The 22,608-nt window shown below is 70.3% G+C and carries 23 protein-coding genes; 14 read left to right on the forward strand and 9 right to left on the reverse strand.

The features are described 5' to 3' along the window. The first annotated feature begins 185 nt into the window (after positions 1 to 185). Positions 186 to 779 carry a TetR/AcrR family transcriptional regulator gene (locus CCN37_RS03095; RefSeq protein ID WP_086819087.1) on the forward strand — a complete coding sequence of 198 codons (594 nt, stop codon included), beginning with the start codon at positions 186 to 188 and terminating at the stop codon, positions 777 to 779. On the opposite strand, the gene CCN37_RS03100 is transcribed toward CCN37_RS03095, so the two are convergent. Then, on the reverse strand, positions 776 to 1,306 hold the full coding sequence (locus CCN37_RS03100; protein ID WP_086819088.1) for a DUF1707 domain-containing protein: 531 nt from the start codon (positions 1,304 to 1,306) through the stop codon (positions 776 to 778). The genes CCN37_RS03095 and CCN37_RS03100 overlap by 4 nt on opposite strands. Positions 1,307 to 1,497: 191 nt before the next feature. Between CCN37_RS03100 and CCN37_RS03105 the strand changes: the two genes are divergently transcribed. Genes CCN37_RS03105 through CCN37_RS03115 form a run of 3 tightly spaced genes read left to right on the forward strand, consistent with a single transcriptional unit; the run spans position 1,498 to position 3,985 of the window. Beyond that, positions 1,498 to 2,793, forward strand: a complete 1,296-nt coding sequence (locus CCN37_RS03105) for a cytochrome P450 (RefSeq protein ID WP_168200497.1) — start codon at positions 1,498 to 1,500, stop codon at positions 2,791 to 2,793. Positions 2,794 to 2,848: 55 nt separating this feature from the next. Then, positions 2,849 to 3,376, forward strand: coding sequence for a helix-turn-helix domain-containing protein (locus CCN37_RS03110; protein ID WP_086819090.1), 528 nt, complete (start codon positions 2,849 to 2,851; stop codon positions 3,374 to 3,376). 30 nt (positions 3,377 to 3,406) lie between these two features. Then, positions 3,407 to 3,985: a PIN domain-containing protein gene (locus tag CCN37_RS03115; RefSeq protein ID WP_086819091.1), complete on the forward strand. Its 579-nt coding sequence runs from the start codon at positions 3,407 to 3,409 to the stop codon at positions 3,983 to 3,985. A 58-nt stretch (positions 3,986 to 4,043) separates the two neighbouring features. Here CCN37_RS03115 and CCN37_RS03120 read toward each other — a convergent pair whose 3' ends face one another. Continuing rightward, entirely contained in the window at positions 4,044 to 5,522 is a 1,479-nt protein-coding gene (locus CCN37_RS03120; RefSeq protein WP_246842787.1) for a peptide MFS transporter, read from the reverse strand. Between the two features lie 243 nt (positions 5,523 to 5,765). Between CCN37_RS03120 and CCN37_RS03125 the strand changes: the two genes are divergently transcribed. The 3 genes from CCN37_RS03125 to CCN37_RS03135 all read left to right on the forward strand — a co-directional run bounded on the left by CCN37_RS03125 (position 5,766) and on the right by CCN37_RS03135 (position 9,410). Beyond that, a complete protein-coding gene (locus tag CCN37_RS03125) occupies positions 5,766 to 6,794 on the forward strand; it encodes a LacI family DNA-binding transcriptional regulator (protein ID WP_086819093.1) in 1,029 nt (342 codons plus the stop codon). A gap of 208 nt (positions 6,795 to 7,002) precedes the next feature. Further along, positions 7,003 to 8,373: a hemolysin family protein gene (locus CCN37_RS03130; protein ID WP_086819094.1), complete on the forward strand. Its 1,371-nt coding sequence runs from the start codon at positions 7,003 to 7,005 to the stop codon at positions 8,371 to 8,373. Continuing rightward, the gene (locus tag CCN37_RS03135; protein WP_086819095.1) at positions 8,370 to 9,410 is read left to right on the forward strand and encodes a hemolysin family protein; all 1,041 of its coding nucleotides are present in this window, start codon (positions 8,370 to 8,372) and stop codon (positions 9,408 to 9,410) included. The genes CCN37_RS03130 and CCN37_RS03135 overlap by 4 nt, the downstream gene beginning before the upstream one ends. Before the next feature lie 157 nt (positions 9,411 to 9,567). Here CCN37_RS03135 and CCN37_RS03140 read toward each other — a convergent pair whose 3' ends face one another. Both CCN37_RS03140 and CCN37_RS03145 read right to left on the reverse strand, forming a co-directional pair. Beyond that, the gene (locus CCN37_RS03140) at positions 9,568 to 9,849 is read right to left on the reverse strand and encodes a zinc finger protein (protein WP_086819096.1); all 282 of its coding nucleotides are present in this window, start codon (positions 9,847 to 9,849) and stop codon (positions 9,568 to 9,570) included. A gap of 7 nt (positions 9,850 to 9,856) precedes the next feature. Next, the gene (locus CCN37_RS03145) at positions 9,857 to 11,398 is read right to left on the reverse strand and encodes an amidase (RefSeq protein WP_086819097.1); all 1,542 of its coding nucleotides are present in this window, start codon (positions 11,396 to 11,398) and stop codon (positions 9,857 to 9,859) included. A gap of 220 nt (positions 11,399 to 11,618) precedes the next feature. On the opposite strand from CCN37_RS03145, the gene CCN37_RS39605 reads away from it, so the two are divergent. From CCN37_RS39605 to CCN37_RS03170, 5 genes are all read left to right on the forward strand, one after another. Beyond that, positions 11,619 to 11,978 (forward strand): helix-turn-helix transcriptional regulator, encoded by a 360-nt coding sequence (locus CCN37_RS39605; RefSeq protein WP_168200498.1) that lies wholly within the window; start codon positions 11,619 to 11,621, stop codon positions 11,976 to 11,978. After that, positions 11,960 to 13,357: an ABC transporter substrate-binding protein gene (locus CCN37_RS03155; RefSeq protein ID WP_086819099.1), complete on the forward strand. Its 1,398-nt coding sequence runs from the start codon at positions 11,960 to 11,962 to the stop codon at positions 13,355 to 13,357. The genes CCN37_RS39605 and CCN37_RS03155 overlap by 19 nt, the downstream gene beginning before the upstream one ends. Positions 13,358 to 13,370: 13 nt before the next feature. Further along, the gene (locus CCN37_RS03160) at positions 13,371 to 14,252 is read left to right on the forward strand and encodes a 3-methyladenine DNA glycosylase (RefSeq protein WP_086819100.1); all 882 of its coding nucleotides are present in this window, start codon (positions 13,371 to 13,373) and stop codon (positions 14,250 to 14,252) included. A gap of 150 nt (positions 14,253 to 14,402) precedes the next feature. Then, positions 14,403 to 16,193 carry a substrate-binding domain-containing protein gene (locus CCN37_RS03165; RefSeq protein ID WP_086819101.1) on the forward strand — a complete coding sequence of 597 codons (1,791 nt, stop codon included), beginning with the start codon at positions 14,403 to 14,405 and terminating at the stop codon, positions 16,191 to 16,193. Then, positions 16,190 to 17,275, forward strand: a complete 1,086-nt coding sequence (locus tag CCN37_RS03170; protein WP_086819102.1) for a hypothetical protein — start codon at positions 16,190 to 16,192, stop codon at positions 17,273 to 17,275. Before CCN37_RS03165 ends, CCN37_RS03170 begins: the two co-directional genes overlap by 4 nt. A gap of 961 nt (positions 17,276 to 18,236) precedes the next feature. Here CCN37_RS03170 and CCN37_RS42250 read toward each other — a convergent pair. Next, complete coding sequence (locus tag CCN37_RS42250) at positions 18,237 to 18,725, reverse strand: nucleotidyltransferase domain-containing protein (RefSeq protein WP_371503583.1); 489 nt, start codon at positions 18,723 to 18,725, stop codon at positions 18,237 to 18,239. Positions 18,726 to 18,786: 61 nt separating this feature from the next. Between CCN37_RS42250 and CCN37_RS03185 the strand changes: the two genes are divergently transcribed. After that, complete coding sequence (locus CCN37_RS03185; RefSeq protein ID WP_086819103.1) at positions 18,787 to 19,188, forward strand: DUF1992 domain-containing protein; 402 nt, start codon at positions 18,787 to 18,789, stop codon at positions 19,186 to 19,188. 156 nt (positions 19,189 to 19,344) lie between these two features. Here CCN37_RS03185 and tuf read toward each other — a convergent pair whose 3' ends face one another. From tuf to CCN37_RS03200, 4 genes are all read right to left on the reverse strand, one after another. After that, positions 19,345 to 20,529, reverse strand: a complete 1,185-nt coding sequence (gene tuf / locus CCN37_RS03190; protein WP_086819104.1) for an elongation factor Tu — start codon at positions 20,527 to 20,529, stop codon at positions 19,345 to 19,347. A gap of 128 nt (positions 20,530 to 20,657) precedes the next feature. After that, positions 20,658 to 20,789, reverse strand: coding sequence for a hypothetical protein (locus CCN37_RS41980; protein ID WP_256388009.1), 132 nt, complete (start codon positions 20,787 to 20,789; stop codon positions 20,658 to 20,660). A gap of 20 nt (positions 20,790 to 20,809) precedes the next feature. Further along, positions 20,810 to 21,193: a hypothetical protein gene (locus CCN37_RS03195; RefSeq protein WP_143261397.1), complete on the reverse strand. Its 384-nt coding sequence runs from the start codon at positions 21,191 to 21,193 to the stop codon at positions 20,810 to 20,812. 34 nt (positions 21,194 to 21,227) lie between these two features. Continuing rightward, positions 21,228 to 21,632, reverse strand: a complete 405-nt coding sequence (locus CCN37_RS03200; RefSeq protein ID WP_086819106.1) for an NUDIX hydrolase — start codon at positions 21,630 to 21,632, stop codon at positions 21,228 to 21,230. A gap of 133 nt (positions 21,633 to 21,765) precedes the next feature. Between CCN37_RS03200 and CCN37_RS03205 the strand changes: the two genes are divergently transcribed. Beyond that, positions 21,766 to 22,596, forward strand: a complete 831-nt coding sequence (locus CCN37_RS03205) for a serine protease (RefSeq protein WP_168200499.1) — start codon at positions 21,766 to 21,768, stop codon at positions 22,594 to 22,596. Positions 22,597 to 22,608: the final 12 nt, after the last annotated feature.

Raw genomic sequence — 22,608 nt, forward strand, 5'->3', positions numbered from 1 at the left:
TTCCCTGATGGTTCGCCAGATCCCCGCACCGCGCAAGAGCACGGGGTAAGCGCTTGCCGCACACCCTCCGATCGGATTCGTCCATCCGGGGCGCGTGGCGGTACCGTTCGCCCCGTCGCGTGAGGTCAGGCCCAATACGTACGTACGGATTGCACAGGGCGCACACCGGCTGACACGATCTGCCCGTGCCCAGGGTCAGCCAGGACCACCTCGACGCCCGCCGCCGCCAGATCCTGGACGGCGCCCGGAGCTGTTTCGCGCGCCACGGCTACGAGGGCGCGACCGTGCGCAGGCTGGAGGAGGCCACCGGGCTGTCCCGCGGCGCGATCTTCCACCACTTCCGCGACAAGGAATCGCTGTTCCTCGCGCTCGCCGAGGAGGACGCGCTGCGGATGGCCGAGGTCGTCGCCGAACAGGGCCTGGTGCAGGTGATGCGCGAGCTGCTCGCCACCCCGCAGGACATCGGCGGCGAGCACCCGGTGCACTCGCTGGCCACGCGCCTGGAAGTGACGCGGCGGCTGCGCACCGACCCCGACTTCCGCGCCCGCTGGGCCGAGCGCTCCCAGCAGCTCACCGAGGCCACCACCGCGCGGTTGCAGCGCCAGCGCGACGCGGGCAACCTCCGCGACGACGTCGACGTGAAGGTGCTGACCGCGTTCCTGGAGCTGGTGCTCGAAGGGCTCGTGTCACACCTGGCGATGGGCCTGCCCGCCGACGACCTCGACCCCGTGCTCGACGTGGTCGAGGAAACCGTGCGCCGCCACCGCAACCAGAGCTAGGCCCGGCGCACCGTCAGCTTGCCGAAGACGTTGCGGCCGCTGAGCCTGATCACCGCGCCGGGGGTTCCGGCGGGCCGCCCCGGGATGCGCCGCTTGCCGAAGACCGCGCCGCCCTCGTCGAGCACCACCGCGTCCTCGGCCACGGTCAGCTCGATCTTGCCGAACAGCGAGGACAGCCTCAGCTCGACCTCTTCGCCGGGCGCGGCGGAGCGCAGGTCGAGCACGGCCGTGCCGAACACCGCGCGCACGTGCAGCGGGCTCGCCCCCTCCGGCGCGCGCAGGACCTTGCTGAACACCGCGCTGAGCCGCTTCGGCGTGCGGTCCACGGACGCGGGCAGGTGCAGGTCGGCCAGTACGGGGCTGAGGTCGGCCGCGGTGCGCGCGGCGTAGACCAGCTCCAGCCGCTCGGCGTGCTCCGGCCAGGTCAGCCTGCCGTCGGCCACCGCACGGTTGAGCACGACCGCGGCGTTCTCCCGGTCCGCGTCGGAGATCCGCCGTGCGAGCGCGGAGCTGTCGTCCGGAGTCATGGCCGCCCCCATCCTTGCCTTGTTAACCAAGATTCTTCAGTTCGGAAAAAAGTCGGTCAAGCTCGCGGGTGCCGCGCCTACCATCGAGTAACATGCACCCGCGTCCCGCTCCGGGCCCGGCGGCACTCCGCGTCGGCCGGGTCGGGACGATACTTCTTCGGGGACGCGGCCCGACCCGGGAGGGACACGCCATGGGCATCAACGAGGATGTACGGCGGACGGTGTCATTCTTGGTGGAGCGCGCGGCTCTGAGCATCTACTCGTCCCGGGGCGACCACGGCGCCAAGCTCCTGCGCCGGGGTTCGCACAGCCCCTACCCGCTGTACGAGCGCATCCGGCGCGACGGCGACCTCGTGCGCAGCAAGCTCCAGCTCTACATCACGCCCTCGCACCGCTGGGCCACCCAGATCCTGCGCGACCCGCGCTTCGGCGTCAGCCAGGTCTCGGCGAGCGAGGGCATGCTGATCCCGCTGCCCCCGCGCCCGCCGGAGCCCGTGCACCCCATCGAGGACTCGTTCCTCAGCATGGACCCGCCCGAGCACACGCGGCTGCGCAAGCTCGTCGCGCCGTGGTTCACCCCGCGCGCCGTGCGCGCCCGCTACGCGCAGATCGAGCGCACCATCACCGGCTACCTCGACGAACTGGCCACGCGCGAGCGCTTCGACCTGGTGCCCGAGTTCGCCGACCGCGTGCCGATCCAGGTGATCAGCGACATGCTCGGCGTGCCCGCCCCCGACCACGAGCAGTTCAGCGCGTGGGCCAGGCAGGTCGGCCCCGCGCTGGACGGCGTGCACTCGCTGACCGAGCAGCGGCGGCTGGACAGCGTGATCGGCGAGCTGCACACCTTCTTCACCGACCTGATCGCCCACCGCAGGCGCTCCCCGGGCGATGACCTGCTGAGCCAGCTCGTGCACGCCGAAGTGGACGGTGCCCCCGTCGCGGACCGCGACCTGCTCGCCACCGCGGGGCTGCTGCTGCTCGCGGGCTTCGGCACCACGCTCAACCTGATCGGCAACGGCGCGCTCGCCCTGCTGGTCAACCGCGACGCGCGCGAACGCCTGCTCGCCGACTTCGACCTCGCCGCCAACGTCGTCGAGGAGACGCTGCGGCACAGCCCTCCCGTGCACTTCACCGTGCGCGCCGCGCTGGAGCCCGTCGAGATCGCCGGAACCCAGCTCAAGCCGGGCGACCACGTCGCGGTGCTGCTCGCCGCCGCCAACCGCGACCCCAAGGTCTTCCGCAACCCCGACCGCTTCGACATCACCCGCCGCAACGCGCGGGAACACCTGGCCTTCGCGGGCGGAGTGCACTTCTGCGTCGGCGCGGGCCTGGCCAGGATGGAGGGCGAGATCGCGCTGCGCGAGCTGTTCCGCCGCTTCCCGCACCTGCGCCTGGACGGCCAGGTCAAGCGCAACCACGCCCGCCTGCTGCCGACCCTGGAGAGCGTCCCCGTCTCCCTGGTCCGCCGCCGCACCACGGTCCGCTAGCACTAGTCGAACGAAACGAAACCTGCTACGTTTCGTTCGAAAGTGGAGGTGCGCAATGGGCGAGAAGCTGCGCCAGGAGACCTATCTCCCGGAGCCGGACGAGGGCGATCAGGTAGCACGGGTCTACGACTTCCTCCAGGCCCACGAAGACGCGGGACGCGGCCGTCCGCACGTTCCCTGCTTCCTCAGCGGGAACGCGCCCGGCGACCGGGTCGAACTCCCCGACGAGCTGTACCGCGTCCTGCGCCAGGTGGTCACCGCGCTCCAGGAGGGCCTGGCGGTCTCCGTGGCCCCGGTGACGGCGACGCTGACCACGCAGCAGGCGGCTGACCTGCTCGGAGTCAGCAGGCCGACAGTCATACGCCTGCTCGACGAGGAGCAGATCCCGTTCGAACGGGTGAACAGCCATCGCAAGATCCTGCTCCGAGATCTGCTCTCATACCGTGAAGAGCGCCGTGCCCGTCAGTACGCCGCCCTCGAAGCGACCGCGGTGGAGGACGACGAGGACATCGACACCGCACTGGCTCGCTTGAAGAAGGCGCGCCAAGAGGTCGCGAGACGTCGGGGCAACGGCATGAGCTGATCATCGGACAACCCCGGAAGAGCCGACCACGTGTTCACCGCCCTGCTCGACACCTGCGTTCTGTGGCCCAGCCTGCAACGCGACTTCCTGCTGTCCCTCGCGGTCGAGGGCATGTACAGACCGGTGTGGAGCACGGCGATCCTCGAAGAGCTGGAGTACGAGGAAGAGCAGAAGCTGGTCGCACGGGGCGAGGACACCACGCGAGCGGCGCACCGCGCGAGAAGGCTCGTCACGGTGATGCGCCAGGCGTTCGACGATGCGGAGATCGACGGCTGGCAAGGGCTCGCGGGCACCTACGGCCTGCCGGACCCCGACGACGAACACGTGATCGCGGCCGCCGTCGTCGGCGGAGCGGGCGCGATCGTCACCCACAACACCAAGGACTTCCCGCCACACCTGCTCCCCGATGGCATCGATGTCCTCGCCCCGAAGCGATTCGCCGCTGACACCGTCGCACTGAACCCAGCGCAGGCGCTCACCGCCGTCAGGGCGATCGCCGCGCGATCCGGTCGCACGGGGCGTCCGCGCGAGATCCCCGAGATCCTGAACCGGCTCGAAGTCCTGTACGAGATGACCGAGGCTGCCGCTCTGCTTCGCCCGCTGATCTGAACGAGAACGGCCCGCCGTCCACAGTGGACAGCGGGCCGCTCCGCGATCGGGACGAGCGCTACTCCGCGCCGCGCATCATGAGGCGGATCTTCGGAGCGCTGACCCACAGCAGCACCGCGAGCACGACGGCCGCCCCGGCGAACATGCCGAAGTACACCGCGTCCGGAATGTTGCCGTACAAGGGAACCAGCTGCGCCGCGATGCCCTGGCCCGCCGCGATCGACAGGAACCACAGCGCCATCATCTGCGACACGAACGCCTTCGGCGCGGCCTTCGAGGTGACCGAGAGACCGATCGGGGACAGCAGCAGCTCACCGATGGTCTGCACCGCGTAGACCGCGAGCAGCCACAGCGGGCTGACCAGGCCACCCGCGCTGGTCGCGTCGGCGAGCACGATGACGCCGAAGGAGGCGCCGATCAGCACCAGGGCGATGGCGAACTTGCGCGCGGTGGAGGGCTGGCGCTGGCCCATCTTCATCCACACCGCGGCGATCAGCGGGGCGAAGAGCAGGATGAAGACGGGGTTGACCGACTGGAACCACGACGCCGGGAACTCCATGCCCAGCACGGTGTTCTGCACCTTGTCGCTGGCGTAGAGGTTGAGCACGTTCGCGGCCTGCTCGAAGATCAGGAAGAACATCACCGAGGCCAGGAACAGCGGGATGTAGCCCTTGACCCGGGAGCGCTCGTCGTCGTCGAGCAGCGGGCTGCGCAGCATCACCGCGAAGTAGCCGACGGGCAGCAGGATCGACATCAGGCTGATGCCGTCGATGACCAGCGGCAGGTCCAGCAAGCCCATCGACAGCAGCACGACGATCACCAGCACGAACGCGGCCAGCCCCGCGCCGATGCGGCCGAGGACCTTGCCGCGCTCGTCGGCGGTCAGCGGGTTCACCGGCACGGCGGTGGCCGCGCCGAGGTTGCCCCTGCCGAGGACGTACTGGATCAGGCCGAGCGCCATGCCGACGGCGGCCGCGCCGAAGCCGAGGTGGAAGTCGATCTGCTGACCGAGCCAGCCGGAGATGGTGATCCCGGCGAAGCTGCCCAGGTTCACGCCCATGTAGAAGATCGTGAAACCGGCGTCCCTGCGGGCGTCGTGCTCGGGGTAGAGACCGCCGACCAGGGTGGAGATGTTCGGCTTGAGCAGGCTCGTTCCGAGGATGACCAGCGCCAGCCCGGCGAAGATCGTGGTGCTGCCGCCTGGAACGGCCATGCAGATGTGGCCGGCCATGATCAGAACGCCGCCGTAGAGCACCGAGCGCTGCCCGCCGAGCAGCCGGTCGGCGATCCAGCCACCGGCCAGCGCCGACATGTAGATCGCCGCGCCGTAGGCGCTGACCAGCGAGGACGCCAGCCCCTTCTCCATGCCCAGACCGCCCTGGGCGACCGAGGCGGTCAGGAAGAAGATCAGCAGGACCCGCATCCCGTAGTAGGAGAAGCGCTCCCACATCTCGGTGAAGAACAGGGTGGCCAACCCCCACGGGTGGCCGAAGAAGCCCCGCTGCTGTGCTGGCTTCGTGGATTCCGTGGCCGTCACGATCGACGTCCTCCCTCTGGCGTTGTCGCCCCGAGGGCACGCCAGCACCACGCCAACGGCCCCGGTGCCGTTGTCTGGACCATAGCGAGCGCGGCCCCGATTTCGTCGAGAGCCGGAAGTACTCAAATGTGTGTGACGTGAGACAACTTCACACCTGCTTTCTCCGGGGACGCGCGGCGCCGGAAGCTCCGCCCCGCCGGGCAGACCGTTACGCTGCCCCGTTGACCGGTACGGAGGTGACGGGTGGCGCATCATCAGGTGACGCTGGCCGAGGTGGCCAAGCACGCGAAGGTGTCCCTGGCGACGGCGTCGAGGGTGCTCAACGGCAGCACGCGCCAGGTCAGCGCTGAGCTGCGGGAGCGGGTGCTTGCCACGGCGCGCGAGCTGGGCTACCTGCCCAATGCCTCGGCGCAGGCGTTGGCGCGCAACACCAGTTCGCTGGTCGGCCTGGTCGTGCACGACATCGCCGACCCCTACTTCTCCTCCATCGCCGCCGGGGTGACCCGGGTCGCCGAGGAGGCCGGGCTGATCGTGGTGCTGGGCACCACCTCCCGCGAGCCGGAGCGCGAGCTGGCGCTGCTGTCCACCTTGCGCGCGCACCGGGCGCGGGCCGTGGTGCTGGTCGGCACCAGGACCACCGACGACTCCGCGACGCAGCGGCTCGCCGAGGAGATCACGGCGTTCCAGGCCCAGGGCGGCCGCGTGGCGTGCGTCTCCCAGGCGCACCTGCCCGCCGACACCGTGGTCCCCGCGAACGCCCTCGGCGCGCACGACCTGGCCGCCAGCCTCGCCGCGCAGGGCCACCGCGAGTTCGCCGTCCTCGCCGGACCGGAGAAGCTGCTCGCCGCGCGCGACCGGCTGGACGGCTTCCGCGCGGGACTGGCAGAGCACGGCCTCGAGCTGGCCGCGCACAACGTCGTGCACGGCGCTTTCACCCGCGACGGCGGGCACGTGGCCATGCACGAGCTGCTTGAGCGCGGAACCGGCGCGAAGTGCGTGTTCGCGGTGAACGACGTGATGGCGGTCGGAGCGCTGGCGGCCGTGCGCGAGCGCGGACTGCGCTCCCCCGAGGACATCGCGGTCGCGGGCTTCGACGACATCCCGACGCTGAGCGATCTCGTGCCGCCGCTGACCACCGTGCGGCTGCCACTGGAGGAGATCGGCGAGCGGGCGGCCCGCCTGGCACTGGAGGGCGAGGCACCCTCGGCGCCGCGCACGGTCGAGATCGGCGCCGAGGTCGTGCTGCGCAAGAGCACCGCAGTTCTCGGCTGAGCCGCGACAGCTGCCCTGAAGAGCACTTACACTGGTCAGCAACCCGTTCAACCAAGGGAGTGACTACCTCCGTGCCCGATCCGCAGTCCCAGCGGATGCTCGAACAACCCAGCGGTTCCTCGGAACCGTGCGGCGAGCCCTGTAGTACTGAGCCGGGGGAAAGCCCCGGCTGTCATCTGTACCCGGCCTCCTCCCTGCGGGGCAGCTCATGAACGACGTGCTGTTCAGCCTGATCGGCCTCGCCGTCGTGGTCCTGCTCACCCTCGGCACCGCGGTCTTCGTCGCCGCCGAGTTCTCCCTCACCGCGCTGGAGCGCAGCCAGGTGGACAGCCACGTCCACCTCGTGAAGGACCGCAGGGCGCACACCGTGCAGAAGGCCCACCGCACGCTGTCCTTCCAGCTCTCCGGCGCGCAGCTGGGGATCACGATCACCACGCTGGTCACCGGCTACCTCGCCGAGCCCGCGCTCGCCGTGCTGATCACCCCCGGCCTGGTCGGCCTCGGCCTCGGTGAGTCCGCCGCCGCGGGGATCTCACTGGCGATCGCGCTGCTGGCGGCGACCTCGCTGTCGATGATCTTCGGCGAGCTGGTGCCGAAGAACCTGGCCATCGCCCGCCCGCTGGGCACCGCCCGGATGGTCGCCGGGTTGCAGGCCGGGTTCTCCTCGGCCTTCCGCTGGCTGATCACCGCGCTCAACGGCTCGGCGAACTGGATCGTCCGGCGCTTCGGCGTCGAGCCCGCCGAGGAGCTGCGCTCCGCCCGCTCCCCGCACGAGCTGGGCTCGCTGGTCCGCTCCAGCGCCGCCGGCGGCACCATCGACCAGGGCACCGCGACGCTGCTGGACCGCTCGCTGCGCTTCGGCGAGCGCAACGCGGAGGAGCTGATGACCCCGCGCGTGCGGGTGGAGGCCCTGCGCGCGGACGCGACCGTGCTCGACCTGGTCGAGGTGGCACGGCGGACGGGCTTCTCGCGTTTCCCCGTGCACACCGGTGACCTGGACGAGATCCAGGGCGTTGTGCACGTGAAGCAGGCGTTCGGCGTCCCCCGCGAGGAGCGCGCCACCACCAGGGTCGTCGCGCTGTGCCGCCCGGTGCCGACGGTGCCGGAGACGTTGGAGGGCGACGCGCTGCTGGACCGCCTGCGCGGCTCGGGCCTGCAGACCGCCGTCGTCGTCGACGAGTACGGCGGCACCGCGGGCCTGGTCACGCTGGAGGACCTGGTCGAGGAGATCGTCGGCGACGTCCGCGACGAGCACGACCGCAACGAGATCGCGCCGGTGCGCCCGCTCGGCAAGCTCAGCTGGGTGGTCTCCGGACTGCTTCGGCTGGACGAGGTCGACGAGGCGACCGGCCTGCGCGTGCCCGACGACGAGTACTACGAGACGATCGCGGGCTTCGTGCTCTACCGGCTCGGCCGCATCCCGTCGGTCAACGACGAGGTGCGCTACGACGGCTGGCGGCTGACCGTGCTGCGGATGGACCGGCACCGCATCGCCGAACTGCGCGTGTCCAAGGTCCCCGAGCCCGAGTCCACTGTGGACACCGCGGGCACCGCGCAGCAGAAGGAGGCGGCCCGATGAACAACTCCCTGGCCGTCACCATCTCGCTGTTGTTGCTGCTGGCCAACGCTTTCTTCGTGGCCGCGGAGTTCTCCCTGATCAGCGCGCGGCGCGATCGCCTCGAAGCTCTGGCGGAACAGGGCGTGGCCGGGGCGCGCACCGTGATCAAGGCCTCCGAGCAGGTCTCGCTGATGCTGGCGGGCGCGCAGCTGGGCATCACGATCTGCTCGCTGGTGCTCGGCAACCTCGGCAAGCCCGCCGTCGCCGACCAGCTGGAGTCGCTGCTCGGCCCGCTCGGCGTGCCGCAGGCGGTGCTGGACCCGCTCGCGTTCGTGCTGGCGATGGCGATCGTGGTGGTGCTGCACATCGTCCTCGGCGAGATGGTGCCGAAGAACATCGCGATCGCCGGGCCCGAGCGCTCGGCGATCCTGCTCGTGCCGCTGCACGTCGCGTTCGTCCGGCTGGTGAACCCGCTGATCCAGCTGTTCAACGTGGCGGCCAACGGGACGCTGCGGCTGATGAAGGTGGAGCCCAAGGACGAGCTGGACACCGCCTACACCTCCGACGAGCTCTCCGCGCTGATCGCGGAGTCCCGCAGGGAGGGCCTGCTCGACGCCTCCGAGCACCGCAGGCTGGCCAAGACGCTCTCCTCCACCGACCGCGCCGTCGCCGACGTGCTGGTGCCGATGGACCGGCTCACCACGCTGCCGGAGAACCCGTCCGTGGGTGACGTGGAGCGCGCGGTGACGAGCACCGGGTACTCGCGCTTCCCGGTCCGCGCCGCCGACGGCTCGATGCGCGGCTACCTGCACGTGAAGGACGTGCTGGACCAGGTGGGCGCGACCCCCGAGACGCCGGTCCCGGCCGGTCGGGTGCGCGGCCTGCCCGCGATCCCCGCCGACGCCGGCCTGGACGAGGCCCTGGCGGCCCTGCGGCGCGCGCAGAGCCACCTGGCCACGGCCGTCTCCTCCACCGGGGAGGTGCTGGGCATCGTCGCGATGGAGGACCTGGTCGAGGAGTACGTGGGCACCGTCCGCGACGCCACCCACGTCGGCTAGCCGCCCGCCCTTACGCCCTGAATGACTCATTGAGGTACTTGAGCGCCCTCACTGAGTCATTCAGGGCTTTGACGACGGCTGAGACGACCGCGGTGGCGTGGCGCGGGCACAGAAAAACGCCCCACACCAGCGGGTGCCGGGGCGTTTCGGGGAGTGGCTAGAGGAGGCGGGGGCGGGCGGTCTTGAGTTCGCCGTGCAGCGACTTCGCCGCCTGCCAGCACTTGTCGCAGGTGGGGAAGGCGATCCACTCCGACTCCGAGGCGGCGCGGACCCGGACGGGCTGCGCGCACAGCGACTGCCCCTGCTCGCCGAGCTCGTAGTCGGCGTGCGCGCCGGGGATCGCGTGCCGCGCGCCCTCCTCGGGCTGCCAGAAGAAGATCTGCGGGTCCAGTCGGCCCGGGTTCCTGGTGCCGCGACCGGGGTTCGGGGGCTTGGTCATCGTCGTCTCACGCTCTCGCCGTGCTCGGAATCCGTTGTGGCGCGGGGAAGCCCCCCATGGCCACCTCGTGCGCCCGCGCCACGCGCAGGCAGAGGTCGTCGCGTAATCGGGGGCCGACGATCATCATGCTGACCGGCAGGCCGTCGACCAGCCCCACGGGCACCGCCGTCGCCGGGTGCCCGCTCGCGTCGAGCGGGGCCACGTTGTTCACCATGCCCAGCGCGGCACCCACGTACTCCGCGCGCGAGGAGTCCTTGCCTGGCAAGGGGTTCGCCACGTGCGGCACGGTCGGCAGCACCAGGACGTCCACTTCGGACAGTGCGGCGTCGTAGCCCGCGATCAGCTCCGGAACCAGGTTGCGCGCCATGGCGTAGTGCGCGCCGTGGTAGCGGCCCAGGGTGTAGGCGCCGTTGAGGGTGACCAGCTTGACGGTCTCGGAGAAGGAGTCCGCGTGCTCGGCCCGCCCGGCGCCGAAGTGCGCGACCAGCTCCGGGTCCATCGGGCCGGGCACCCCTCGCGCGAGGCCGTTGCCGTCGATCATCTGCCAGGCGATGCCATCGGTGGCGATCACCTTCCAGACGTCGAAACCCTTGATGTGCCAGGGAACGCTGATCTCGCGAACGTCAGCGCCGAGCCGGTGGGCCGCGGCGCGCACGGCCTCGTCCACCCGGGGGTCGGACAGCCCCGGCAGGCCGAAACCCTCGGTCAGCACACCGATCCGCAGGCCCGCGACGCCGGAGTCGAGGTCGGCGAGGTAGTCGACGGGCTCCGCGCCGGGGCCCTGCCTGGGGTCGAGGCCGTCCGGCCCGGCCAGCACGCCGAGCAGCGTCGCCACGTCGGTGACCGTCGCCGCCATGGGGCCGAGGTGGTCCAGCGTGTTCTCCATCGGGAAGGCGCCGGTGCACGGGACCAGGCCGTGGGTGGGCTTGTGCCCGACGATTCCGCTGAACGCGGCGGGCACCCGCAGCGAGCCGCCCTGGTCCCCGCCGAGCGCGAGGTCCGCCTCGCCAGTGGCGACCAGCACGGCGGGACCGGAGGAGGAGCCGCCGGCGGAGCGCTCGGGGTCCCACGGGTTGCGCACGGGCCCGTCGGCTCCGGTGTGGCTGCCCGCGGAGTAGCCGAGGTCCTCGCAGGTGCCCTTGCCGATGATCCGCACCCCCGCGTCGAGCACCCTGGTGATCACGGTCGCGTCGGCGCGCGGCACGAATCCCCGCAGTGCGCGGGAGCCGTTGGCCATCGGGACGCCGCCGACGGCGATGTTGTCCTTGACCACCAGGGTGCGTCCGGCCAGCGGGCCGTCCCGGTGCGTGCGCAGGTCGGTGCGCACGCACCAGGCGTTGAGCGGGTTCCCCTCCGGGGAGGGGACCGCGTGCTCCCGCCGGAGCGGTTCGGGGGCCCGCTCGGCGTGGAGCCGCTCGACCTCGGCGTAGGAGGCGAGGGTCGGTGCCATCAGATCGCGGAAGGACGCGAGCGCGTCGTCGTCGAGGGACAGGCCGTGGCGCTCCGCGATCTTCCTGAGCTCCGCGACGGACGGAGGGACTATGCCCATCGACGACGGTTCCCTTCTGCGCCAAGGTTCTTGTGCGGTGGTCCGTGCGGATTCCCAGACACCGCAAAGGGTATGGACGCCCCGAGGATCGTGTCAATGGATCTTGACCCGACTTCGGGCCGCCACGCCTGGACTTCGACCTTCCGAGGGACGGTTTGCCAGGGTGGCAAACGCGGCGATACCCTGCCGATCTTCAACTTCGCGGGCGGCGGGCGGTTCGGTGAGCCAGATCTCGGGCAGTTCCTCCGGCGCGTTCGACGCGCTGGCCGACGACACCCGCCGCGCCGTTCTGAGCCTTCTCTCCGAGCACGGCGAACTGACCGTCTCCGATCTCGCGTCGCGGTTCGACCACATCGGCCGCACGGCGGTCTCCATGCAGCTCAAGGTTCTGCGCGACGCGGGCATGGTCCAGGAGCGGCGCGCGGGCAAGTACCGCTACTACTCCCTGCGGGTCGAGCCGATGAACGAGGTGCTCAGCTTCCTCAGCTCGCTCTACGGCGCCTCGCTGGACTCCTTGGCCGCTGTCGCCGAACAGCGCTCCGCCGAGGTCGAAGGGACGCGGTGGGGAACCTCGTCCTGACCCAGCAACGGCACGTGCCCCTGCTCCCCGGGGACGTGTTCGCCCTGCTGGGCAGCGACGACTCGGCTGGCTGGCTCTTCGGCGCCGACTACGGCGCGATGCGCGTCGGCGGGCTCGTGCGGTTCGACCTCCCCGTGAACCCCGCTGATCCGTCGAGCGCCACGATCGAGGCCACGGGCCGAATTGCCGTGCTCGACCCGCCACGGCGCATCGTCATCGAGCAGCAGACACCGTGGCCGGGAACGGTGACCTGCACGATGCTGCCCGCGAAGGACGGTTCCGGCACAACGGTGCGATTAGACGTCGAAGTCCCCGGAGACGCCGTGACCTGGCTGCTGCGACAACGCGGCTACGACCCGATCGAAGAGCGCGCCGAGCCCGGAACAGTGCGGATCGGCGTGCTCGTCAGCAAATCCGGCCCCGCGAGCATCTTCGGTGCCACCACCGAGCGGCTGGCCCTGATGGCGGCTGACGAGGTCAATGCCGACGGTGGAGCCCGTGTGCAGGTCGTGGTGCGCGACGACGCCAGTGTCCCTGAGGTCGGCGCGGAGCAGTTTCGGCGATTGGTCGGCGTAGACGGTTGCCGGGTGGTGGTCACGAACTGCACGTCGGCGGTGTTCCCGGTGATCGCGAGGCTGGCGCGGCGCCTCGGAGTGCTGCTCGTGCACACACCGATCAACGAAGGTGGCCGGTACTCCCCCAATGTCGTGCGGCTCGGTGAACGTCCGTCGACACAGTTGAGCACCGCGCTCCCCGTGCTGATGAAGAGCACCGGCACCAATGTCTTCCTCGCGGGCAATGACTACGTGTGGCCGCGCGTCATGAACGCGACGGCACGGGGGCTCGTGGAGCGTCTTGGCGGCACAGTGGCCGGTGAGCGCTACAAGCCGATGGGCACCCACGACTTCTCCGACGTCATCGAGGACATCGTCGCCAGCCGCGCGGACGTGGTGGTGTCGACCTTCGTGGGTTCGGACTCGGCACTGTTCGAACGGCAGTCCCACTGCGCGGGGCTGCGCGACCGGTGTCGAACATTGTCGATGGCCTACGACGAGTCCACGCGCGAGCTCACCGGCGGAGACGCGTCGCGTGGTGTGTGGGCGACGTTCGGCTACTTCCAGGAAGTGGACTCCAAGCGCAACAAGGACTTCCTGAGCCGCTACCGCGAGCGGTTCGGTGCCACGGCCGCTCCGTTGTCCAGCATCACGGAGTCGGCCTACTCGGCGATCCACATGCTCGCGGCTTCTGGTGCGCTGACGAAGGACTTCGCGGTGTCCGACCTGTCGTCCGCGTTGCGCGCGCGGTGGAACGCGAGCAAGAAGCGCTCCCTGTACCTGGCCGAGGCGGTCACCGGCGGATTCCGCATCGCGCCGCACTAATACGCTGTGCGGCATGACCGTGGTGTTGAGCGAGGCGGAGTGGCGTGCGCGCCGTGACGCCCATCTCGCGCGCGTCAGTCCGTGGACGCAGGGACACCGCGAGCGACGCATTAAAGGACTCAAGCATCCCGTCTTGGACTTCCTCTTCACCTACTACTCCTTCCGCCCCTCGCGGTTGGAGCGGTGGCACCCAGGCCCCGACGTCGTCTTACAGGGCGCAGACGAGTACTTGGAGTGGGCCGGCTACTCGGCTGTTGAGCACGGCGTCGCGCTCGACCCGGTGACGTTCACCGATGCCCGGCGCCGCACTGCCGAGTTCGTGCTCGCGCTGCTCACTGCCACCGCGTCACGTCCGCCGCGCTTGGGGTGCTTCGGTCTCCATGAGTGGGCGATGGTCTACCGCACGACTCCCGAGGAAGTTCGGCACACCGGCTGGTCGTTGCGCCTAGGGCACGACGGCACAGACGGCGTCGTCGAGGACTCGCGGGTCGCGTGCAGCCACTTCGACGCCTTTAGGTTCTTCACCGAGCCCGCACGGCCGCTCAACGCCGTGCAGCCCACACGTGAGTCACAGGTCGCGCTCGAGCAGCCTGGCTGCTTGCACGCGAACATGGATCTTTTCAAGCACAGCTACAAGCTGGCGCCGTTCACACCGAGCGACCTGCTGGCGGACTGCTTCGAGCTGGCCGTGGACGTCCGCGAACTGGACATGCGCGCCAGTCCCTACGAACTCGCCGAGCTGGGCTACGCGCCCGTGCGGATCGAGACGCCGGAGGGGCGCGCGGAGTACGTGAAGGCCCAAGCCGCCTTCGCCGAGCGCGCGACGCCGTTGCGCCAGGCGCTGATCGAGCTGTGCCAGCGCCTCCTTCGTTACTCCGTTGGAGCCGACCGGTAACACTCTGTCCACCCCATGTCGCATTTCTTGACGAACTGACTTCACCTGTTAGCGTGACTCGGACGACCGGGCTTCACTGTCGGGGCGATGTAGCCCGGCGCCGACTACGTTGAGCATTCGCGAGCCAGGCGCTGGAAAGGGACGTCGCTGATGGGTCGACACCGCGCGGAACTGCTGAAAACCCGGCGCGGGGTGGCACTGTGGCCGATCGTGGCTGTCGCCGTCGTTGCCGTGCTGGGCCTGGGGTGGTTCACCTGGGACTACGTCAGCGGCATCGTCGACGAGCGGGCAGCCAGCAGCAGCGAGGGCTGCCCCGAGGGTGAGGCGACGCTGCGCGTGGCCGTTGCGCCCTCGATCGCCGAGCCGGTGCAGCAGGCTGCCACCGCGTGGGCCGCGCAACGCCCGGTGATCCGCAACCACTGCGTGCTGGTCGAGGTCCAGGCGATGGACTCGGCCATGACGCTGCAGAACCTCAGCCAGGGCTGGGACCAGGCCAAGGTCGGTCCGCCGCCGTCGGCGTGGCTGCCGGAGTCCACGCTGTGGGTGAACCAGCTGAAGGCCGCCAACGCCGCGCTGCTGGGCTCCACCCCCACCTCCGTCGCGACCAGCCCGGTGCTGCTCGCCGTTCCGGAGCAGGCCGGGGCCGCGATGCTCTCCGGAAGCTCCTTCCGCTGGTCGGACCTGCCCGACCTGGCGTCGGCCGGCGATGGCTGGAGCCGCTTCCAGAAGCCGGAGTGGGGCGCGCTGACGCTGACCATCCCGGACCCCGCGCGCAACCCGGCGAGCGCGCTGGCGATCCAGTCCGCGCTCGCGGGCTCCAGCGCGAAGGGCAGGGGGCCGGTCACCACGGAGATGCTCTCCGACGACCGGATCAAGGACGTGATGAACCGGCTGGCCACGGCCAACACCGCCAAGCCCGCGACGACCACGCTGGAGGCGCTGGTGGAGCTGGGCAAGGTGGAGGACCTGGCCAAGGCGCCCTTCGAGGCCGTTCCCGTGGTCGAGGCCGACCTCTACCGCCGCAACGTGGGCAAGGACGGGGCCGCGAGCCCCGTGCGCACGCTCGCCGGGGTGCAGGTGGGCGGACCGACGCCGACCGCCGACTACCCGTTCGTCGCGCTCGCCGGCGAGCTGACCGACGACGTGCAGGTGCGCGCCGCGCAGCGGTTCAGCGACTTCTTGAAGGAGCCCGACCAGCAGCGTCTGCTCGCACAGCAGTCGGGTGTGCGCGTCGGCTCCACTCAAGAACGGCCGAACCCGGCGCCGGGCATCCGTTGGGCCGCTACCCCGGAAGCGCTGGAGCCTGCCGACGCGGACAGCACGCAGCAGATCTCCGCCGCGTGGGCCAGCTCGGGCGCGGGCGCGCAGGCGGTGACCGTGCTGGTCGACGTCTCCCGCTCGATGACGCAAGACGGCGGCGACGGACAGACTCGGATGTCGTGGCTGAAGAAGGCGTTGCGCGGGCAGGTGGAACGCTCTGTCGGCGGCCTGTTCGGCTTGTGGGAGTTCTCCCGCTCGCTCGACGGCGCGAAGCCTTATAAGCAGCTCGCACCGACGAAACCGGTGTCGCAGCAGCGAACGACGCTGATTGACGCCATCAACGGCCTCAAGCCGACGAGCGCGACGCAGACCTATACCAGCGTGCTGGCCGTCTACCGCTCCGCGATGGAGAACTACGAGCAGGGCAGGACGAACCGGATCGTGGTCGTCACCGACGGCTCCAACGATGGCGGGATCAACCTGCAAGCGCTGCAAACCGAGCTGAACAAGCTGCGCAGCGACGACAAGCCGCTGTCGATCAGTTTCATCGCGTTCGGCGCTGACGTGGACAGGGCGCCGCTGAACCAGATCGCGCGCGCGAACGGCGGCACGGTGTCGGTCGCGGCGAATGGCCGGGCACTGGACCCCGCGCTGAGCCAACTGCTGGCCGGGAACCGGTGACAGACGCGATTCTCCGCACGGCGTCGGCCTTGCTCGGCGCGGCGTTGACTTCGCCCACGGATCTCGGTGGGTCACCGCGCTCCACAGTGCTCCGGTGCACGACGAGCGACGGTGAGTCCGTGGTCGTCAAGGCATACCGCGACGAGCCGGAGGCGTTGCGCTGTTTCACCGCCGAGGCCGCGGGACTGGCACTCGGCGCTGGTGCTGGCCCCAAACTGCTCGCGGTCGACACCGAGTTCCCGTTGCTGGTCATGGAAGACCTCGGTGCCGCGCCGAGCCTCGCCGACGCACTGCTCGGCGATTCCACTGATAAGGCACGGGAAGCGCTTCTCGCGTGGGCGCGCGCGTACGGGCGACTGGCCGCGGAGTCCGTGGGCCGCGAGGAGGAGTTCGCCGCGCTGCGCGCCCGATACGACCGCGGCGAGCAGCAGTCGGACACCAACGACTGGATTCACAAGGCCGTAGAAGGCCTACCGGCGGTGCTCGACTCGCTGGGCGTGACCGCGCCGGACGGCTTGATGTCGGAGATCTCGCTGGTGAACGGGCTGACGCAGTTCCCGGTCTACTCCCCCGGTGACATCTGTCCGGACAACAACCTGCTCTTCCCGGACCGTGTGCGAATGCTGGACTTCGAGGGCGCCGAGTACCACTCGGTGTTCATCGACGCCGTCTACACGCGGATGCCGTTCTCCTCGTGCTGGTGTGTTTTCCGCCTCCCGCAAGGGGTTCAGGCCTCTATCGAGGACGCGTACCGGTCCGAGGTCGTGAAGGGCCACTCCGAATTGCTCGACGACGAGGTGTGGCGCGAAGGCATGCGGCTCGGGATGCTCGCGTGGACCGTGGACGCGACCACCAGCCTCACTCCGCGCGTGCTCGAAGAGGACAGGCCGTTGCACAGAACGCGGCGTCCGGTGCCGAGCCTGCGCCAGTTGGTGCGCTACCGCTGGGAAATCCTGCTGCGCGAAGTGCCGGAGCTGCCCGCGACGGCAGAGACGATGCGGCGACTGCTGGCGGCGACCGAGCGGTGGGACGTGCCCCCGATGCCGCTCTATCCGGCTTTCCTCAGTACGGACCTGAGGTAAACCCCACCCCAGCTCGGTGGTTTTCACCAGCGCGCCCACCCCGGGTGGCGGCGCAGGATCGAGGACGTCCCGATCCCTGTCGAGCCCGTGGGAGTTCCCGATGCGCGTTGTGGCGGCAGCGTTGCGCTGGCACCGACCCCTGATGATCATGGTGGCGGTGATGCTGGGGCTGACCGCGGTCGCGGCGGTCGGACTGCTCGTCGACGACCGGACGCTCACCGGCGCCCCGGTGTGGCTGAAGCCGCTGAAGTTCGGCATCTCGTCAGTGGTCTACGCGGGCACGTTGGCCTGGCTGCTGTCGTTGCAACAGCGCGGCAGGCGGTGGGGGTGGTGGCTGGGCACGACCATCGCGGTGACGCTGAGCGTGGACGTCGCGATAGTGGTGTTCCAGGCGGCGCGGGCGAAGCTGAGCCACTACAACCAGGAAGCCGGCATCAACGAGCTGCTGCAACCGATCTTCGCGTACAGCATCTACCTGATGCTCATCGCCGTCGTGGCGCTCTCGGTCCAGCTGTCGCTGCGCAACCACCTGGAACGGCCGATGGCGATGGCGATCAGGGCCGGGGTCGTGGTCGCGCTGCTCGGCATGCTCTCCGGCTTCCTCATGATCTTCAACGCGCAGCCCGGTCAGGTCGCGGCCCTGCGCGCGGGGACCGGTACGGTCATCGGCGGGCACAGCGTCGGCGTTCCGGACGGCGGCCCGGGCCTGCCGCTGACCAACTGGAGCATCACCGGCGGTGACCTCCGCATCGGCCACTTCGTCGGCCTGCACGCGCTACAACTGTTACCCCTGTTGGCTTTCGGGCTCGCGGCGCTGTCCGCGAAGGTCGCTGTGCTGCGCGTCGAGCGCGTACGGACCCGTCTCGTGCTCATCGGGTCCGCGGCCTACCTCGGGCTCTTCATCCTCGTGGTATGGCAGGCATTGCGCGGCCAGCCGCTGCTCGCGCCGGATCTGCTCACGCTAGGTGCGGCCGGAGGCCTGGTGCTCGCCACCGTCTTCGCGACGTTCGCCGTTCTCGGTGCCCAGCAACGCGCCCACCAACGCGCGCAGCTGCCCGTGCGGGTCGTGGAGCACGCGCAGCCCGCCGCCCACCACTGACGCCGTTACCGGGTCCACGGGATTCGTTGCGGCCCAAGCGGTTTCGGTCACGTCGACCTCCACTTCAAGGCCCGACCCCGTGCTGAAGCGGCGTTCGGTGAGCCAGAGGCCCCACCGTTGGGTGCGCAGAACCTCACGCCCACCCAGCGCCGCGATCCACCCTTCGTCCTCGATGTAGCGGGAGGTGTCCCCAGTGAGCACGATCAGGTCCACGTCGGAGTCCATGCGCGCCGCACCTCGCGCCCACGAGCCCGCCAGGCCAAGCGCCACAACGCCTTCCTGGCCGCGAGCCCACGCAGCGGTACGCGTGAGCAGGGCCTCCACCTCGGCTTCACGCTCCGCTGTCAGCACCTCCGCAGTGTGCCATTCCGTAGGGTGGGAGCGGAGAACAGCACGGCTCGAAGGGGACGTCATGACCAAGCGCAAGCCCGGCGGGAGCACGTTCGAATCCTGGATCGACCAGCAGGTGCGCGAGGCCGAGGAACGCGGCGAGATGTCCAACCTCCCCGGCCACGGCAAGCCGATCCCCCAGCGCCACGGCGGAACCATGGAATGGGTCGCCGAGAAGCTCCGCAAGGAGAACGTCGACACCTCCGCGCTGCTGCCGCCGTCCCTCGCGCTGGCCAAGGAGGTCGAGGACCTGCCCCACCGCCTCGCCAAGGAGCGCTCCGAGCAGGCCGTTCGCGACATCCTGCTCGACCTCAACACCCGCATCCGCGCCGCCCAGCTGGCACCCCAGATCGGCCCGCCCATGCGCACCCGCCAGGTCGACGTCGACGCCACCATCACCACCTGGCGCGCCTCCACCCCCTAACACCCGCCCCATCCTCCGCGCAGCCTCACTACACCCGTTTCGTACTCATAGCGGGAAATAGAGCGCTCCCATTTGCCGGTAGGAGTACGAAACGGATACGTGGGGTGGGGCGCCACTGCCCTGGGGAGAGGGAGTGGCGCCCCACGGGGCGGAGGGTCAGGGCAGGAGCTCCAGGACGGTGCCCGCACCGACGGTCCGGCCGCCCTCGCGGATGGCGAAGCCGAGGCCCTTGCTCAGCGCGATCGGCTTGCCCAGCTCGACGGTGAACTCCACCGAGTCGCCGGGCAGCACGAGCTGGTCCTCCGCCAGCTCCACCACGCCGACCACGTCGCTGGTGCGGAAGTGGAACTGCGGCCGGTAGTGCGCGCCGAACGGCGTGCGCCTGCCGCCCTCCTCGGCGGAGAGCACGTAGACGCTCGCCCGGAACCGCGTGTGCGGCCGGACGCTGCCGGGCAGGCACACGACCTGGCCCCGACGGACGTCGTCACGGCGGACCCCGCGCAGCAGCAACGCCGCGTTGTCCCCGGCCTGAGCGCTCGGCAGCGACTTGCCGAACGTCTCGATGCCGGTGCACACGCTGGTCACCGTGGGGCCGAGCCCGACGACCTCGACCGCGTCGCCGACGCCGATCACGCCCTGCTCCACCGCGCCGGTGACCACGGTCCCGCGCCCGGTGATGGTCAGGATGTTCTCGATCGGCATCAGGAACGGCCGGTCCAGGTGCCGCACGGGCTCCGGGACGTAGCGGTCGACGGCGTCGAGCAGCTCCACCACGCTCGGCGTCCACTCCGGGTCGCCCTCCAGCGCCCGCAGCGCGGAGACCCGCACGACCGGGACCTCCTCGCCGGGGAAGCCGTAGGTGGTGAGCAGCTCGCGCAGCTCCAGCTCCACCAGGTCAAGCAGCTCCGGGTCGTCCACCGCGTCGGCCTTGTTCATCGCCACCACGATGTGCGAGACCCCGATCCGCCTGGCCAGCACCACGTGCTCCCTGGTCTGGGGCATGGTGCCGTCCTGCGCGGAGACCACCAGGATCGCCCCGTCCAGCTGCGCCGCGCCGGTGATCATGTTCTTCACGTAGTCGGCGTGGCCCGGCATGTCCACGTGGGCGTAGTGCCTGGTCTCGGTCTCGTACTCGACGTGCGCGATGTTGATGGTGATACCGCGCTCGATCTCCTCCGGCGCCTTGTCGATCTTGTCGAAGGCGATGTGCCTGGTGGCGCCGTCGCGCTCGGCGAGCACCTTGGTGATCGCGGCGGTCAGCGTGGTCTTGCCGTGGTCGACGTGCCCCATCGTGCCGATGTTGAGGTGGGGCTTGGTCCGGACGTGCTCCTGCTTGCTCATCGTGTTCTTCCCTGGTCAGGCTCGTGGCACGGGATCAAGAACCTGGGCGCGCGCGTGCCCCGCCGAGAGAGCGGGGTTTCGCGGGGGCCGACACCCTCCTCCGTGGTCCTTGGAAGAAGGGAGGAGGGTCAGCTTCGGGCGCCTGCCAGCACCGAGGAGACGGCCGCCAGCGCGCCGAGCAGGTCTGCGCCTGCCAGCGTCGAGAGGACGGCCGTGGTGAACACGTCGATGATGGTGACAGCGGCGACCGCGGCTGTCACGGGGTTTTCGCCGAGCGTCCTCAGTGGACGGCGGGAGCGAGCGCCCTCGCCAGGCGGGCGGACTCGGCGCGGACGCCGTCCTCGTCCATGGCGCGGACGCGCTCGGCGGGCAGTTCGACGGTGGAGCCCTCGGCGGTGGCCAGCCTGAGGTCCACGCCGGTCTCGCGGTGCCGCAGCCAGGCCAGCACGGCCGAGGCGAGCACGGCGCTCTCCCGCTCGGTGCCGGTCGCGACGACCAGCACGTCCACCACGCCCTCGGGCCCGCTGGCGGCACGGGGCCGGTGGCCGAGGTGCAGCGGCCCGAGCAGCTCTCCGGTCTCCACCAGCCATCCCCGCAGCGAGCGGAGGCAGTCCGTGGTCCCGGTGCCCCGCACGGAGATCGTCACTGCCGGGTGATCATCCATCAGGGCAACGTAACACCGCGCGCAACACCCCCCGTCAGGCGCGCGTCAGCGTGGCCCTGACGTGGTCGACGAGGTCCAGCTCCGCGGCCCGCTCAGGGGCCAGCCAGGCGCAGCTGTCGTGCTCGTCGGGGTTGAGCACCACCTCGGAGGCGCCGTCGTCCTCGACCTCGAAGATCCGCGCGTGGATGCGCAGCGGGCGGCCGTCCACGTCCATCCACGAGTGCCTGCTGCGCTCGCCGACGACCTTCACGATCAGCCCGGTCTCCTCGGCGGCCTCGCGGACGGCGGCGTCCTGCTCGGGCTCGCCGGGCTCCACCGTGCCGCCGGGCAGCTCCCACCGGCCGCCGAGGAACCCCTTGGCGCGGCGGCGGATGAACAGCACCTCCGCGCCCCGCTCGATCCAGCAGTACACGAGGTGCTTCTCCGCGAACTCCACCATCACGGCATCCTCGCAAACTTCCCTCAGCCGGGCGAAAGAAACACGCGATCGGGCAAGAGGGCTCTCGCGCACCGCTCAACCTTGGTTAGGTCGGTCGGGAAGTCGCCCTGTCCCGCCAGGAAAGGAGCTTCCCGTGGTGCGCACCCTCCTGACCGCGGCTCTCGTGGTCGCCGCCCTGCTCAGCCCCGCCGCCGCGCACGCCGACGAGCAAGCGCGCATCGTCGGCGGTTCCGAGGTGAAGGCCAACCGCTACCCGTGGACGGTGGCGCTGGTCGACGCGGGCAGGAGAACCCAGTTCTGCGGCGGTTCCCTGGTGAACAGCAAGTGGGTCGTCACGGCCGCGCACTGCACGCACGGGCGGCGGGCCGAGGGGGTCCTCGTCGCGCTCGGCGCCGCCGACTGGCGGCAGCCGGTGCGCACGGCCGCGGCGCAGCGCCTGGTCCAGCACCCCGGCTACGTCGATCCGAAGGTGAACAAGGCCAGCAGGCTGCTCAACGACATCAGCATGATCGAGCTGGCCGAGGAGATCCCGCTGACCGATCGCCGCATCCAGACGATCGCGCTGCCCAAGCCGGGAACGGGCTTCCTGTCCGCGGTCGCGGCGGGCTGGGGAATGACCACCTACCAAGGGAAAGCCTCGACCAAGCTGCTGGAAGTGCCGCTGCTGAACCAGGAGTTCCTGTGCGCGCGGCTGTACCCCTTGCTGCGCTTGACCTTCGACTCCCGGGTGCAGACCTGCGCCGCGGCTCCGGGCAAGGACGTGTGCAAGGGCGACTCGGGCGGTCCGCTGATGGCCGCGATCTCCGGCCGGATGTACCTGGTGGGCCTGGTGTCCTGGGGCGTGGTGTGCGGCGACCAGAGCAAACCTGCCGTCTACACCAAGGTCTCCGCCTTCACCGACTGGATCAGGGGCGTGGCGCGGACCGGGCGCTGGCAGCAGAACCCGGGCGTGCCCAACCCCTGATCCCGCTGCGGG

It is taken from the genome of Allokutzneria sp. NRRL B-24872 (assembly GCF_002155965.1).
Taxonomy (GTDB): domain Bacteria; phylum Actinomycetota; class Actinomycetes; order Mycobacteriales; family Pseudonocardiaceae; genus Allokutzneria.